The sequence below is a fragment of the Desulforhopalus sp. genome (assembly GCA_030247675.1).
Lineage (GTDB): Bacteria > Desulfobacterota > Desulfobulbia > Desulfobulbales > Desulfocapsaceae > Desulforhopalus_A.
Genome location: JAOTRX010000002.1, coordinates 1335149 through 1351676, shown reverse-complemented (window position 1 = coordinate 1351676; position 16528 = coordinate 1335149). Strand labels below are relative to the sequence as shown.

At 56.0% G+C, this 16528-nt stretch carries 10 protein-coding genes; 4 read left to right on the top strand and 6 right to left on the bottom strand.

Annotated features, from left to right (window positions below; all coding sequences use genetic code 11):
• Positions 1-77 precede the first annotated feature (77 nt).
• Positions 78-995: a Tim44 domain-containing protein gene (locus OEL83_05885; GenBank protein ID MDK9706562.1), complete on the bottom strand. Its 918-nt coding sequence runs from the start codon at positions 993-995 to the stop codon at positions 78-80.
• Positions 996-1127: 132 nt separating this feature from the next.
• Between OEL83_05885 and OEL83_05880 the strand changes: the two genes are divergently transcribed.
• From OEL83_05880 to OEL83_05870, 3 genes are all read left to right on the top strand, one after another.
• Positions 1128-2660, top strand: a complete 1533-nt coding sequence (locus OEL83_05880; protein MDK9706561.1) for a radical SAM protein — start codon at positions 1128-1130, stop codon at positions 2658-2660.
• Positions 2661-2835: 175 nt separating this feature from the next.
• Positions 2836-3741 carry a DMT family transporter gene (locus tag OEL83_05875; protein ID MDK9706560.1) on the top strand — a complete coding sequence of 302 codons (906 nt, stop codon included), beginning with the start codon at positions 2836-2838 and terminating at the stop codon, positions 3739-3741.
• 400 nt (positions 3742-4141) lie between these two features.
• Positions 4142-6052: a hypothetical protein gene (locus tag OEL83_05870; GenBank protein MDK9706559.1), complete on the top strand. Its 1911-nt coding sequence runs from the start codon at positions 4142-4144 to the stop codon at positions 6050-6052.
• A gap of 98 nt (positions 6053-6150) precedes the next feature.
• On the opposite strand, the gene OEL83_05865 is transcribed toward OEL83_05870, so the two are convergent.
• From OEL83_05865 to OEL83_05845, 5 genes are all read right to left on the bottom strand, one after another.
• On the bottom strand, positions 6151-6675 hold the full coding sequence (locus tag OEL83_05865; GenBank protein MDK9706558.1) for a DUF4405 domain-containing protein: 525 nt from the start codon (positions 6673-6675) through the stop codon (positions 6151-6153).
• Between the two features lie 294 nt (positions 6676-6969).
• Positions 6970-8592, bottom strand: a complete 1623-nt coding sequence (locus OEL83_05860) for a hypothetical protein (GenBank protein MDK9706557.1) — start codon at positions 8590-8592, stop codon at positions 6970-6972.
• Positions 8593-8604: 12 nt separating this feature from the next.
• Positions 8605-10287, bottom strand: coding sequence for an alkaline phosphatase (locus OEL83_05855; protein MDK9706556.1), 1683 nt, complete (start codon positions 10285-10287; stop codon positions 8605-8607).
• A gap of 56 nt (positions 10288-10343) precedes the next feature.
• Positions 10344-12341 (bottom strand): PAS domain S-box protein, encoded by a 1998-nt coding sequence (locus tag OEL83_05850; GenBank protein ID MDK9706555.1) that lies wholly within the window; start codon positions 12339-12341, stop codon positions 10344-10346.
• Positions 12342-12434: 93 nt separating this feature from the next.
• Positions 12435-15059: a transporter substrate-binding domain-containing protein gene (locus tag OEL83_05845; protein ID MDK9706554.1), complete on the bottom strand. Its 2625-nt coding sequence runs from the start codon at positions 15057-15059 to the stop codon at positions 12435-12437.
• Positions 15060-15336: 277 nt separating this feature from the next.
• On the opposite strand from OEL83_05845, the gene OEL83_05840 reads away from it, so the two are divergent.
• Positions 15337-16503 carry an FIST C-terminal domain-containing protein gene (locus OEL83_05840; GenBank protein MDK9706553.1) on the top strand — a complete coding sequence of 389 codons (1167 nt, stop codon included), beginning with the start codon at positions 15337-15339 and terminating at the stop codon, positions 16501-16503.
• The last annotated feature ends 25 nt before the right edge of the window (positions 16504-16528 follow it).

Here is a 16528-nt window from a genome sequence, read left to right as displayed (position 1 = left end):
TTACAAAGGCTCCTTATAAAAAAATACCGCCGGCATAAGGAAGGCATACCCTTACGCCGGCGGTAACAGGTAAATAATTAGCTTACTTTAATGCCTTCGAGCTTCCAGTTCTGGGTACCGGTCGGTCTCGCCCAGGTCCATTCCTCTTGGAATTTTACCGGATTGGTCATGCTGCCAGAGATAAGCTCGCCATTCTTGTCATCGACCGTATAGTCGAGAAGATTGGCGGTGAACTGGACGGTGACGAAGTCTTCGCGGCCGTCGCTGCCGGCCTGAACAATCTCTACCCCGCGAACGGCGATGGACTCCAGCTTATTGATATGGCCCTTGCTGCGCATCTCGGCAAACTGCACCTCGTATTCCTGTGCCAATTGATCGCCCAGAAGATGGCGGTAGGAATCGAGATCACGGCGCATCCACCCGGCCTGCACCTGGAAGAAGACATCGGAGGCAACTTCGGTGAAATAGGCGGGATCAAAACCCTTATCGGTTTGACGAATCTGCTCCAGCCCATCTTCCAGGAGATTGCCGCCGATCACCGGCGGTGGTGGCGGTGGCGGCTGGACGGCCGAACCTGCCCCACCGCCAAAAAAATTCGTCGCCTGCCGGGCATAATCAGTGGGTGCCGAAACAGCTCCTCCCTGTCGGTTAGCGGCAAACTTGCGGTACAGGAAATAGGCAATGCCGCCAAGAATCAGAATGGGCAGAATCCCCATGCCGGAGCCGCCGGCCCCGAACATCGAGCCGAACAGCATGCCGCCGATGGCGCCGCCGAGAAGACCGCCCATCAGGCCACGGCTAAAGGAGCTGCCGGTCTTTGGGGCCGGAGCCGCCGAGGGGGCGCTTGCCGGGGCCTTGCTCGGGCTTGAGCTGAAGGATTTCCCCCCCGCCTTGGAACGGGCGTCGGCGTAATCGGTCAACAGCCCCCCTTCAACAAGAGAGAAGGCGATAAGCATCAAAAAAACCGGTGCAAATCTTTTCCATAACGTGTTCATAGTCTTTTCCATTTCCTTATTTGTATATTGATCTTCCCTCGACGAGGACGACATTCAGTTACCCTGCTAAATATAGTACACCTTCATGAAGATGCCAGAAGTAAAAACCATATCCCGGGACAAATTAACCGCATGCTGATCATCCATCCACCGCTCACCAAGGGCTGCGAACCACCGGCCGCCCTCGCTTACCTGTCCGCCGCCCTGACTGCGCATGGCGAACCGTGCACACTCTGCGACATGAATATCGAGGGCCTGGAGTATCTGCTGCACAGCGCCCAGCCGGCCGCCGACACCTGGTCGGCGCGCGCCTTCAATCACCTGGATAGCAACCTTGCCACCCTGCGGAGCCTGCAAGGCTACAGCAACGTTGACCGGTACCGGCGGGCGATTGCCGATATCAACCGGGTCATGGCGATTGCCGGCAACTCTCAAAACCTCCAGCTGTCTCTTGGCAATTATCAGGACAACGGCAGGTCGCCGCTTAGTAGCGCCGACCTTCGCCTGGCGGCGGCGGAATACCGGAAAAACATCTTCTTCCCCTATTTCAGCACAAGAATCGACGAGCTGTGCGACCAGGAAAACCCTAGCCACATCGGTTTTTCCCTCAGCTATCTCAGCCAGGCCCTGTGCACCTTCGCGATGATCGGCTATCTTCGGGCAAGACACCCGCACCGCCGGATCGTCGTCGGTGGCGGCCTGGTCACCACCTGGCTCAGCAATCCCGACTGGTGCAACCCCTTCGCCGATCTGGTTGATTCGTTTTTTGCAGGCCCTGGAGAAGCGCCACTGCTGCAGCTGCTCGGCCTTGCGCAGAAAGCGGAGCACGTCCGGCCGGACTACCGGCAGCTGCACCGCTATCCCTATCTTGCCCCCGGCTTCATCCTGCCCTACACCACCTCTTCCGGCTGCTTCTGGAAAAAATGCAATTTCTGCCCGGAAACCAGCGAAAACAATCGCTATCATCAGGTGCCGGCGGAGTCGGTAGTGGCCGATCTGCAGGGTCTTGTCCGGGAGACCTCGCCGGTGCTCATCCACCTCCTCGACAACGCCATCAGCCCGGGCACCCTCCGCGCCCTCACTGAGCATCCGCCGGGGGCGCCGTGGTACGGTTTTGTCCGCATCGAGGACGTCCTTGCCGACCGCGATTTTTGCCACCGTCTGCGAGCGGCGGGCTGCGTCATGCTGAAACTGGGCCTTGAGTCGGGCGACCAGGATGTCCTTGACAGCATGAACAAAGGCATAGATCTCAACCGGGCGGCAATTGTCCTGGAAAACCTTCGGGCAGCAGGCATCGCCAGCTATGTCTATCTGCTCTTTGGCACCCCGACGGAGACCCTCCCGGCAGCGGAACGGACCCGGCAATTCATTGAGGAGCATCACCAGGCGATAGGCTACCTCAATCTGGCGATCTTCAACCTGCCGATAGGCAGCGAGGCCACGACAAGGCTTGCGATCACCGATTTTTACAGCGGCGATCTGTCCATCTACCGCAGTTTCACACACCCCTTGGGCTGGAACAGGGCGGAGGTGCGGCGCTATCTCGACGCGGTGTTCAAGAGGTCGCCGACGATTGCCGAAATTCTCCGCCGCGATCCGCCATTTTTCACCTCCAACCACGCGCCGTTTATGCAATTAGTGTCGAAGGACGAAGGACAATTCTGAAAAGAAGTGCAAAGACTGCAGGGGAACGTTACTCTGCCTGCTTACCGGTCCGCCACGCTGGATGGGAAAGCTAAGTTGACCAGGCAGGCTGGTCAACTGATTTATATACCACAAGGGCATACGTTTCGTATGAGCAGGCAAGCTGCTCAACTCAGCTGTATCACTGGAAGAAACAATGAATATTGCTGCAATACTGTCCGCCATTCTCGCCGCCCTATTTATGGGGACGATCGGCGTTTTTTCGCGCAAGACCGGACTGGACGCCGAGGTCATCACCTTTTTCCGGCTGTTGTTCGGCGCCGGCTTTTTAGTCATCCTGCTGCTGGTTACCCGGCGGCTGCGCCTGCTGCTGGTCTGGCCGACCTGGCCGGTGCTCATCAACGGCCTGATGCTCGCCGGATTTATCATCTTTTACATCCAGGCAATGAACCTGACGACCATGGCCAACTCGATCATGGTCCTCTACCTCGCCCCGCTCGTGGCGACGATCTTTGCCCATTTCTTCCTCGGCGAAAGGCTGAACGGCACGAGTATTCTGCTCATTTCTACGGCCCTGTTCGGTTTTGCGATGATGATGGAGTTCCGGATAGATTTCTCATCCGGCACTAACCACCTCCTCGGCCTCGGCTTCGCCGGCCTCGGCATGGCCTGCTACGCCACCTTTATCCTCATCAACCGCACCATCGACAGCGCCATCCACAGCTACACCCGGACCTTTTACCAGCTGCTGGTTGGCGCCCTGTGCATGGTGCCGCTACTCATGCGCGGCCTGCCGGTCATCACCGAGAGCCATTGGCTGTGGCTGGCCGGAGTCGGCTTCTTTCCCGGCTTTCTCGGCATCCTCCTGGCCGTCGTCGCCCTGGAACGGCTGCCGGCTGCGACCTACGGCACCCTCTCCTACCTCGAGCCGATCTTCGTGGTCTTCCTCGGCTGGATACTCTTCGCCGAACATCTCAACCCCCTGCAGCTGGCCGGCTGTGCGCTCATCCTCGCAAGCGGCGCGGTCATGGGCTACCTCACCGCCCGCGGGAGCGGTGCAGGAAGCCGCGTTCATACAGTGCCGCTGGATGCTGAGCACTGATCGAAGACCCGCAATTTTTACTCTAGCACTACCTCTCCCTGCCGTGTCTGAAACCTTTTAATACCGGCAGTTATTTTCTATCCGCCGAGATTGCCCTTTGGCCGATGACCCGTCTCGAGCCGTTTTCAATTTCCGGCCAGGGATAAAGACATCTGCCGTAAAAAATTCCTACCACATTCGTCCGCATTTGACCTATACTTGAAACAATAATTTTTCTTACTTGTTTCCGTCCAGCCATCCACCAACAGAAAGCCTTCGGTTCAGTCCTTTCTGTTGGCAGTATCGTGAGAACGCCTTACAGATTATTTTCACTCTTGAAAACAGGGCCAATAATCTGCAAAAGGTACATATCCCCTTGTGCGGGGATAGCACATCAACCCATTTTCAAGGAGGTATTCCAATGAAGTATGCGTTGCGAATGGTGCCATTGTTTCTCATTGCCATGGGCCTGCCGCTCCTGACAGGCGGACAAGCGGCTGCAGCCGGCGGGACTGTCAGCGGCATTGTCAAGGATGTCTCCAAGCAGGCGGTGGCCAAGGCCGAGGTGTACCTGATACCCGCCGCCGATGTGGCCAAGATGGGGAAGACCGCGTTGGAGATCAAGAAAAACGCCACCACCGACGAACCCCTTGAAGACAATCTGGCCGCAAATAAAGACAAATACCCAAAGGCTACCTCCGACGCCCAGGGGAATTTCAGTATTGCCGGTGTCACCGACGGTAGTTATTTCGTCTACGCCGTCCCCGCCGACACAACCTATCTGCCTGGCGGCAACAAGGCCAACAAGGCCCTTTCCGTCAAAGAACTTACCGAAAAAAAGGTTGAGGTTCTCCTTTCCGGCAATGTCCCGGCCGATGCCACCTTCGTCGGCACCTCCAAATGCCTGGAGTGCCATAAAGATTACGCAACAGAGAAGATGACCCTGCACAAACTGGGCATCAGGGTGGCGGGAAAAGACAGCAAACTCCAGGATTCTTCACGCTTTGTCGAAATCGACAACGGCCTGAACATCCTCAAGGCCGGGACCACCTTCTATTTTACCGACTTCGATAAGGAGCGGGGCTTCGACAAATACAAGATTACCAGGCAGATGCCGAAAGATCCGGCAACGGCCAGCCTCAGCGCCACCTTCTCCGCGGACGACAAAGGCAATGTCAAGGTGAAGATGCAAAACCTGAAAGACCCGTCCGATCCGCCGCGGGAATACTCGGTGGAGATGACCTACGGCGGCGGCCTATACAAACAGCGCTATCTCCTGCGCATCGGCAAGAACCTGTTCCCCTTCCTGCAGTACAACGAACACGGCAATGACAGCTATGCCAACAGGACCAGGAAACAGTTCAGGGATTACCATGCCGACTGGTTTTATGACGAGGCCACTAGCAAGCTGAAAAACCCGCCGATTGCCAAATCCTTTGAAAAGGAATGCGCCTCCTGCCATTACACCGGTTATACGCTTACCAAGCTCGAATCCGGGGAATACATCGCCGGTGCGGTCAACGATCCAAACGGTGAATTCGACATTGATGGCGACGGCGTCCCCAATGAGTTAAATATCGGCTGCGAGGCCTGCCATGGTGCCGGCTCGGCCCATGCCAAGGCCACCGACGCCAAAAAGGCCGCGACCATCGTCAGCCCCGGCAAGCTTGCATCGGAGAGGGCCTCGGTGATCTGCGGCCAATGCCATTCCAGGCCGCAGGGCTTCTTGAACAACGACCAGCCGGTCAACAAGGACAACAAGATGTTGACCCCGGGCATCAGCCGCAACGACTACCTGGTCAATCATACCACCCGTGAAGATGCGGCCCCCGGCGACGTCTGGGAATCCCATTCCAAATCGCACCATCAGCAGTATCTGGACTTCATCCGTTCGACCAAGTACCGCAACGGCAGCCAGATTCTCAGCTGTACCACCTGCCATGATCCGCATGGTACCGGAACCTTCAAACATCAGATGCGCCAAGACGCGGTGACACCGGGCAGTACCTTCTGTCAATCCTGCCACGCCGATCAGAAGGATATCGCCAAGCACACCGAAGCAGTCGTCGGCCAGGCGCATGGCCCCGACACCAAGATCACCTGCGTGAACTGCCACCAGTTCAAAACAGCGCAAACCGGCGCCGGTTTCGGCAAAGGTCTGGCGACGGAAGACGGGAAGAATTACTGGGAGAACGATATTACCTCCCATCTGCTCATCGTCCCCCGCAAGGACAGTAAGCATGTCAAAGGGGTGGATCCCGACAAGGCCATGCCAATCCCGTACACCAATTCCTGCGGGATCTCCTGTCACGATCCGAAAAGCCTGAAATAGTATTGCCGCAAAATGATGGAGGGACTCGAAAGAGCCCCTCCATCATTCCCCGCTTCCTGCCGTATCCAACGCCGCTACACCCCGCACCGGCCCTCGCATCACGAGGTCTTTTTCGTTGCCTGGTTGCTCTGCTCCTCCGGCCGGGTGGCGATAAGGACAATAATCTTCTCCGCTGCCACCTTGTTTTGTCTGGCGATCTCCTCAAGGGAAGCATCGACGCTTGCAACGGTGAGACCATTGTCCTCCAGCTTTTTCACCAGCCTATCGGTCCTCTGCCCGTAGAGACCGGCAAGGGTTGAAAGAGGCGCCTTCTTTACCTGGGTAATAACCGATTTTATCGGACTGCCACCTGTATCCGAGGGCGTGGCCACCAAGGAATAGGTCACGGCGGACACCAGCATGAAAGCTATTACCGCTGCCTTCATGCCACCGAGGTATCGCTTCATAAGCCTCCAGTTGGCAACGGCATGCAATATGCCGCAGACAACGAAGATGATCCCCAGCCATTCATGAAGCATCTTGACGTTACCCCCTCCGACATGAAACAGGAGGAGAATTCCGGTCACGGAAATAATCAGAAAAAGGCCAATTGTCGGGGTTGTGGAGAAATTTTTGACAGTCATGGTATCCTCGTTGCGTAATAGTTCTAAGAAAAAATAGCCAATCGCTTATGAGGACCTTCGCAAATACCTTGCCAACCCATGGTGGCCGACTGCATTATTAAAAATTATCTAGTAAATTCTGAATCATATAAATAAAGCATCGGATTTTCTTCAGATGAAGAGAATGGCCCGGCTGGATACTTTCTACCCAGCCCTTGCTCCGGGGATGCGAACAATCGACCCAGTGGGACAGAAGGAAGGAAATGCCGGGATTCGGCCCGAGGAGGGCTTGTGGAGGGCAGCCCCGGAATGCCCTCAGATCTTGGTATTGACGAGGGAATCCGCCCCCGCCATGCTTCTTTTCAGCACCGCGGTCAGGGGATCTTCGCTACTTTGGCTGAAACTGACGCCACGCACGGTGGTGCCGGTCAGAGCGGCCTCCAATTCCTCTTTAAAACCGGCGAGGAAATCGGATACCTCCTTTGACTGGCAGTAAAAACGGATATAGGTATTTTCGCCGCTGGAGAGAAAATCGATCTTCAGGTTGCCGAGAGGCGCCAGTTTCAGGAGCAGAGAAAAGTGCGACGGCATCTCCCTTGCCTGGCCGTCCCCAGCCGATTGATCTTTGTAGTCCTCAACGACCAGATAGCCCTGGTCAAGAAAAGGCAGCGGGATCGGCACCACCAGAGCGTCCTGGCGAATCGTCTGCAGTTGTGCCAACTGGAAAAATTCCAGGCTGCTCAAGGCCTGCTTGCCGCTCTCGGCCAACTCGCCGCGCCCGGTAAAGTTTTGCACCAGCTCCATCAGGGCAAACTTGACGGTCTTCACCGCCTCCTCCTTATTTCCCGCGGCCAGCAGAGTCTCCAGATTCAAGCCGAGCTTGCCCACCAGCTGCTGCAGCTTCTCGCCGCCGCTGGTGGGCAGACCAACCCCTCCACCCTGTGGGAAAAGAATCGCCTCCGCCTGGGCCCGGGTCAGCAGACCACTCTGCAGATCATTGGTAGAAAAAAGCTGCAGCAGGCCTTCCGGCGCCTTGAAAAATGCAGAAAGTTCAGCCAAGCCTGTCTTGAGCGTGGTCAAGGCATTGGCCGCGTCATCGGCAGTGAGCAGACTGCCGGACTGCAGCTGAAATTGCTGAAACAGCTGGTTCAATGCGGCGTCCTTTGCTCCCTGTCCTGCTGTGCTGTTTTGCTGCAGGAAGGAGAAGATCTCAAACAGCTGCCTGGCCGGGGCGCTGAGCTGGTCGAGCTGCGCCGAGGCCGTTGGCGAAAGCTGTCCCTGCCCTTGAAAAAGGAGAGAGAGATCCTGCAGGGCGGTCTTTATCGAGGTAAGAGACGACTGGCCCTGGCCGGCGGCGAACAGGCCCTCCAGCTCAACCCCCAGCTGGGCAAAAATCTGTTGCAGCAGCTTTGGCCCGGAATCGGCTGCCGGTGCTCGGCCGGTCATGGCCGGCTGCCCAGCGGCCGCTTCCGCCCCCGGGACGTTTTGCTGCTGCAAAAGGGCAAATTGCTGCAGGGCATTCAGACTTGAGCTGCTGAGATTCGGCAACTGCGCGGATCCAGTCTGCTGCAACAGGTTGAAGAACTGCGAAAGATCCTGGCTGCCGCCGGTTGACGCCAAAGAACGGCTTAAAAACCGGCCGGTGGCATCGGCGGTTATCTGCAGTTCTATTGTCGGCTCGGTGGACAGCACCTGCAGATTGAGGGATTGTCCGGGGGACAGAGGATTTTTCGATTGCACGACAAAACGGCTGCCTCCGGCCTCCAGGGTAAACTGATTTGCGGCATTCTCGGCAACGACCATGGCCCGAAGCATCTGCCCCGGCGAAAAGGATGGCAACTCGGAACCAGCGGTCACCGGGCTTGGAGCAGGCCCACCTTGTGCTCCACTTACCGGGACAGGGCGGTTAATAATGGTCAATGGCGAAATTGTTTTCATCGTTTGCGGCCCTTACTGGTTGTGCCCCTGCAGTTCACCCTTGACGATATCGACCGCCTGACGCGGCAGGTAGACCTTGTCCAGCTTTTCCGCAAGGGCCACAATCCCCTCCAGTTCAATGGTCTTGCCGTTCACCTGCACTATATTCTTGGAGAGCGGCAGCCGCGCTCGTGCCTGGCCCTCACATACCACCAGCAACGGATTGGCGGGATCGGTTTTGTCGATGGTGGCCGAGAAACCGGCGTCCCGGAAGGCAGCGGAGGCCTCAACAAAGAGGCGCGTATTGATCTCTGGAAAGGTAAAGCCTAAGCTTTCGGCCATAAATCTGCCGATATCGACATTTTCCCAAAGGCCGCTGATCCGCCCGGGGCCGTACGAAAACAAGAAGGGGTCGCCGCCGGTGTGGCCGCCGGTGGTCCAGCCGATCCTGGCCCGTTTCGAGAGCATGCCTGCCAGAACTTTCTGTACGGCCCGGCCCGCTGGCGCAGCGCTCAGGGCGGCGATTTCCTTCTCATCCGCATCGGATATCCCCCAACGGGTGGCAAGGGCCTCCCGGATACTGGCCTCCGACTTGTCCTGGTCAATGACTTTACCCAGAGCCTCGCTGGTGAAACCGGCCCTGCGCATCGGCACCACGACAAAATCATCATCGGTGGTGGAGTACTTGGCATCCTCCCGGACACCGATGGACAGTCCGCCGGTGGCATGATCGGCAACGCTGATAACCAGGGTATTGCCGTCGGCCTTGGCAAAATCAAGGGCAACCTTGACCGCCCTGTCGTAGGCGAGCAGGTCGCTCACCACACCGGCCGGGTCGTTGGCATGGGCGGCCCAGTCGACCTTGGAGCCTTCGACGAAGAGGAAGAAGCCGCGGTCCTTGCCCTTGCTGCCGGAGGATAACACCTCCAGGGCCTTGCCAGTCATCTCGGCAAGGGTCGGTTCGCTTGGCGCAAAGGTCTGGCGGTCGATATCGTAGGCCATGGCCTCCTGGGCGAAGGATCCGAAGATCTTCTGCCCAGTAGCGGCCAGCATCTGTTCGCGGCTGGTCACATAGCTATAGCCCTTCGACTTGAGCACCTCCACCAGGTTTTCCCCGTCGGTGCGGGCCCCGGCGCCGATACCCTTGGGCAGCAGATACTTCTCGCCGCCGCCAAAAACCACGTCGATATTCTGGTAGACCTGTTGTTCACCGATTTCATTGTAATTTTCGCGGTCATGGGTATGAGCGGTAAAATCGGCGGGGGTGGCATGCTGGACATTGGAGCTGGCCACGATGCCGGTGGCGCGGCCCGTCAACCGGGCCCCTTCCAGCACCGTCGCCAGGGGCACAAATTGCTTGGAGGGATCAAAATCGACACCGGCAATGGTCACATTCCAGGGATACACCGAGATGCCCTTGTCGGTCCCCTTCTGGCCGGTGGCATAGCTGGTGGCGCCGGGCGCCGAGTCGGTGATGATCGAGTCGGCGCCGTAGGTTCGTATGGCGCCGCTGAGGATATCGTCGGAGGCAAGGCGTTGGCCTTTGACCCAGCGGGCCAGCGGCCAGGCCTCGTTGGCAGTTCCGTCGCTCAGCATGAAAATGATGTTTTTCACCCGGCCGGCCCTTGCTTCATCAGCCATATTGGCAGGCGGGGAGGATGCGCAGCCATTCAGTGCGGCAGCTGCCAAAATCAAAAGAACTATGCGTTTTTTCATGGATATCACGTTGTCGTCGATGGTCAGTGTTACCCGAAAGAACCACTCTCTCAGGGTTAATCCTTGCCGCGACGGCGAAAACCACCCGGACGGCGGAGGTTGCACCGTGCATCGATGGCCTGCCTGACGGCATTTGCCAGTTCAAATGTCGAAACCGGCTTCATGAGTATGGCATCAATCCCCAGGGAGGACATCTTTTGCGATACTATCCCCGTGGCAAAGCCGGTGCATAGAATTATCGGGATATTTGGGCGAATCTTTCTGATCTCGGTTACCAGTTGCTCGCCATCCATCTGCGGCATGGCGAAGTCGGTAATGATCAAATCGTATTCGCCCGAATGGTAACGAAATACCTCAAGCGCGTCACGGGCATTCTTTTTTGTAGTCACCCTGTAGCCGAGGCTTGTCAGGACTTCCTTGCCGATATCGACGATGAATTGTTCGTCATCGATCAAGAGTATCCGCTCGCTTCCCTCCGGCAACACATGGATCCTTTCTCCGACCGGTGACAAAACATCAGCCGCGACTGGAAACAGGACCTGAAAGGTTGTGCCGGTTCCCAATTCGCTATAGACTTTTATCGAGCCCCCATGGTCTTTGACGATGCCATGGACCGTTGCCAAGCCCATCCCGGTCCCTTCACCAAGGTCCTTGGTTGTGAAATAGGGTTCGAAAATCCGCGGCAGGACCTCAGGGGCGATACCGTGGCCGTTATCAGCTACAACCAACTTCAGGTATTTGCCTGGAGCGATGTCTTGATACTCCGAAGCATTGCCGAAATCGACCACGAAAGGATACAGCTCAACAACAATCTTCCCCCCACCGGACCGCAGAGAATGGGCCGAATTGGTACACAAATTCATAACAACCTGATGAATTTGCGTCTGATTGGCGGCAACCGGCCCGCCGCCAAGGGTGACGGAGTCCTGTATTGCAATGGTGGCAGGAATGGAGGCCCTGAGCAGCTTCAGGGCTTCTTTCACAATAGCGCCGATATCTATTGGATATTTCTCGGAATTACCATGGCGGCTGAAGGCCAGGATCTGCATGACCAACGCCTTTGCCCGTTCGCTGGCGACACACACATTACCAATACATTCCTGAACCTTGGCGATGTCGTCCATCTTCAGCTGGGCAAGCTGGGCATAGCCGTAAATTGCCGACAGAATATTATTGAAATCGTGGGCAATGCCGCCGGCCAGGTTGCCAATCGCCTCCATTTTTTGCGCCTGAAACAAGGCCTGTTCCATGCGTTTGGTTTGACTGATATCCTGAACAAAGGCGATAGAGAATTGCTGGCCTTTATATTCCAGCAGACTTGAGGTGATAAGAACGGGGATTTTTGTTCCATTTTTATGGCGGTGGACCGTCTCAAACCTGTCCCCGCCGCCGTCGAGGAGCCTCTGCCAGATCACGCCCCAATTGTCTTCACGGTTCATGGGGTCGATGTCGAAGATCCGCAAGGAAGTCAGCTCCTCCCTGCTGTAGCCAAGGCTCTTTGCCGCCGCATCGTTTACCCCTATGATCCGGGCATCGGAGCCAACCCGGAAAATCCCAATTGAGGCCTTTTCATATATGAATTGGGTGAGACGCAGGGACTCTTCCAGGCGTCGGCGCTCGGTAATGTCGACATGGGTGCCAATCATCCGGGAAATTTTGCCATCCTGGTCCCTGGCGATCGACTTGCCGCGGGAATGAATCCACCGCCAGTCGCCATCCTTGGTGCGCATGCGAAACTCGATGGAAAAAAGGGTATCCGGATTGGTCAGGAAACGTTGCACGGCCCTTTCCGCATCCACTCTATCCTCGGGATGCAAGAGGTTGGCCCAGGTCTCATAGGCACCAGGAAGCTCTCCCGGCTGATAGCCGAGCATAGTCAGCCAGCGAGGACTGAAGTAGGTCTGCCCGGTGCGCGGATCCAAATCCCAGACCCCATCCTCGGCGGCGTCGATGGCTAACTCCAGGCGTTCGGTTTTTTCCTTGAGAAGCCTTTCGGTATCTTCCAATTGCCGAATCTTCTCAAGCAGCTCCTGATAGGTTGGATCATCAGCCATCATCTCTCCACGGTATCATTCCCGGTCTCCGCTCGTTGACTACTCCTGAACTCTATGCAAAAACCAAAGATTTTACAAGGAAAGGCGGGGCCTTTAGCGTTCATCAAGGGCCTTGCGAATCAGCAAGGCGATTTCCTGCTTGGCCAAGGGTTTCATGGCGAAGCCTTTGATGCCAAACGAACCGGCCTTCTCTTCGGAAATCTGATTGCTGTACCCGGTACACAAAATAATCGGCATGCCGGGTTTGATCTGCAGAATCTTCCGGGCCAGAGTACTGCCGATCATGCCGGGCATGGTCTGGTCGGTAATGACAAGATCAAAAGAATCCGGGTCGCCGGCGAAGGTTGCCAGTGCCTCAATACTGCTCGTTCGCATGGTCACCCGATAGCCGAGCCTTTCAAACATAATTTTGCCCATTTTCGCCAGCGCTTCCTCATCGTCAACAAAGAGTATATGCTCGCTGCCGGGTTTGGCCGGTTCAGGCAATGCCGAACCCTGCAGTTCAGCCTCGGCGGTGACCGGCAGAAACACCCGAAAAATCGAACCCTCTCCAGGTTGACTCTGGCACGTTACAAAACCGCCATAGCCTGTGACAATGCCATGGATGATGGCAAGCCCCATACCGGTACCTTTGCCGACCTCCTTGGTGGTAAAATATGGCTCAAATATCTTTTCTTTAAGCTCCGCTGAAATCCCTGCCCCGGTGTCTTCCACCGACATCTCCAGGAAATCTCCCGGTGGAATATGCGACTCGCCGGGCAAATCACCCTCCTCAAGGGATCTCTTTCGCAAAGATATGGTCAGGGTACCACCCGTTTCTTCCATGGCGTGGAAGGCATTAGTACAGAGATTCATCAAGATCTGGTGAATCTGGGTCGGGTCGGCCTTAATAAACCCCACCTCGCGATCAATATCATGGTGAATGGCAATAGTCGCCGGCAGTGACGAGCGCAGCATCTTAATCGCTTCAAGTATGATGACGGCTGGCTGCACGGGAATCCGTCCGGTATTCGAGTGGCGGCTAAAATCAAGGATCTGTTTGACCAGATCCTTGGCCCTGGTGCTGGCCTTGATAACTTGATCGATGTCGCTGGCAACCATCGATCCTTCCGGGCTGCCATCTTTAGCCATCTCGGCATAACCGAGAATAGCACCGAGAATATTATTAAAATCGTGGGCAATACCTCCCGCCAGGGTACCGATGGCCTCCATCTTCTGGGCCTGCTGGAGCTGTTTCTGGAGCTGTTCGTTCTCATTTTCGACCCGTCTGAGTTCAGTGACATCCTGATTGGCTCCATAGGACTTTACGGTACGGCCATTCTGGTCTTTTACAATGCGAATATGGACGATGATCGTCCGTATCTCGCCGTCGGCGCAAATAATGCGATGCTCCAACTGGCGCGAGTAGTTTGCATCGGTTGTAGTTAGTGCCTTCTCCGTCTCAACACCGACCATATACATCTCATCGGGGTGCAGAAAGGTCTGCGCATAGTGCTTGGAAGACATGGTGTATCCGCCTGCGGCCTCGGCGGTGGTGTGTAGGAGTGCGTAAAATTGATCAGTAAAGGTAAAGAGATCGGAATCGACGTCATATTCCCAATCCCCCAGCCTGGCAATCTCCATGGCCCTTTTCAGATTGTTCTCACTTTTTTGCAAGGCCTCCCGCTGCAGCTGTGTTTGCTCAATGCTTGCCTTCAGCTGTGCGGCAAGCCGGCGATGGTACAAAAAAGAGACGGTAAGAATCGCCAGAAGGGTGAGCAGGCCGGCAATCCCCAGCAAGAGCATGTTCTTTTGGTTTTTTTCCTCAGTATAGCGTTGAATAAGCTCGTCTTCGCGGCTGTCATAATAGGTAATCAACCTATTAACATCGATCCCAGCGAGATAGCGGTCAATAATTGCCGCCAATCGGTCAAAGCCTTCAGTTTTACTCAGATAATAGCTATAGTTCCGCGGCGACTCGACAAGGGTGTGAAATACCTGGAGATCAATAAATCCCAAATTAAAGCGGTCTTCCCGGAAGACATTTTCATTCTGTAAGGCAACATCGATGTCGCCTTTTCTCACCGCCTGGTACATGGCTTCCTGGCTGTCGAATGTTACAATATTGGCCGCAGGCACAAATGGCTGGATGAAGGATAAGATGGCGCTCGCCCTCGTCACCCCAAGCCTGTAGCTGGCGAGGTCATACGAGTTTTTGATGTGTATCGGCTGCGAATTCCTGGCGATTGCGCCGTAATAACTGTCATAAAAACCGGCAGTAAAGATACCGGCCAAAGCCCGAGGAGGCGTGAAACTGACCGGCATCAGCAGGTCGATCTTGCCGCTCTTTAACAACTCCTCCTTATCCGCCCAGGTGAGCTTCGGATCTCGCAAAAACTTATATTGGAGTCCCATTCTCCCGGCGATGTGCTGGAAGAGGTCGACACTTATGCCACGGTAGGCGTTTTGCTTTTCGTCGTAGGTGGAGAGCGGAACGAAATTATCATCAACCATTACCCTGAGTGGCTGCAGGGAGTTGATGAAGAGAACCTCTTCTTCGGTTAGTTCAAAGGCTTGGTTGGGTTCGACCAGCTCCGCCGGACTGGCTGCAGCGCCCTGGCATGGCAACAAGGCAACAGATACAGCCGCCGCCAGCAACCACCGCAGAGCAAACGACCGGGCCGTCTTTTCCCGAATTCTTCTGCTGATGAATACCATGTGTTTACGTAGCCTTACCATGGTTCCCTCACAACCTTGAGAAGCTTTAACCTCGGCCGGCAACCGGCCCCTGGCAGAGGTACTTGCCCTCATCAAGTCTAAAATCCTATCAGATCAGATCAAACAATGTCAAACTCGCCGGGCATTTCAATCCCACCTTGATTTTTCTTGTACCGATCTCAACAATAGCACCAAGAATCAATCCTGCTTTTGTGATAGAATATTTTGAAGAGTATCTGATAAACCCAAATTACTGAAAGAAAACCACTGCCAATGATCACCCCGAGGTGAACCGCCGATGAAAATCAGAACAGGTATAGGCTGCAGCAAGGATCTCAAAGACGCATTTGCGGCCGGCCGTGACGCCGCAACGACAGCGCTAGCCGGTCTTGCCGGGGAAACTGCCGCACTCATCATGGTCTTCACCACTCCCCGCTACGATATGGAGGCGCTGATCAAGGGGATTCGTTCCGTCACCGGGGCAACCCCTCTCGTCGGGGCAACCGGTTCCGGTCAGATTATGCACGGACAGCATATGGGATTCGGCGGTGGTGTCAGCGTCCTTGCCATGACCGCCGGACCATACCGCTTTGGCCTGGCCTCAGCCGAGGGCATCAAGGGCAACCTTGACCAAATCGGCCAGGCCATCGCCCGGGCGAGCAGGGCGGAAGCGGGTCCCAGCCCGCATGCCGCAATTCTTTTACTCGTTGATTGTCTTGCCGGGGATCTTCAGGAACTGGTGCAGGGAGTGTACCGCATCACCGGACCCAAGGTCTCACTTACCGGCGGGGCTGCCGGCGATGAATTGAAATTCAAGGAAACCTTCGTGTTCCACAATGATCAGGTCATTTCCGGAGGAGCAGTAGCCCTGTGGATTGCCAGCGATCGCCCCTTGCCGGTGGTGACCCGGCACGGCTGGCAACCGGTTGGCATCCCCATGCTTGTCACCCGCGCCGAAGGCACAGAGATCATCGAGCTGGGCGGACGTCCGGCCGCCATTGCCTACGAGGAACAACTTGGCATTCCTCCGGGGCAGCTCAGTTATGAAAATTTTTGGGCAACATCCATCAACCATCCCTTCGGCCTTCTCCAGCCGGATGGAAGAACGATCATCCGCGTCGCCCGCTCAAAGAATGAGCAGGGCGCTCTGAGAATCCAGGGTTGTATCCCGCCAGTCGGCAGCGCCGTGCAAGTCATGAGCAGTACCACTGACGACCTGCTTGATGTTGCCAGAGAGGTGGCTGTTGAGGCACTTGCCGGCTACCGGGAAGCGGGTGTCTTACTTATTTTCAGTTGTGCCGCAAGGGCGGTCATCTTTGGTCCCCGGACTGTCGAAGAATGCCGGCGGCTGCAGGCGGCTGCAGGCGAAACACCGACCTTTGGCTTCTATTGCTGCGGTGAATTTGCCCGAACCGCAGGCGTACTGGGGACACACAATGCCACGCTGACCGCTCTTGCCCTCTAATTCCAATGCTATCCCTTTGTGCCTG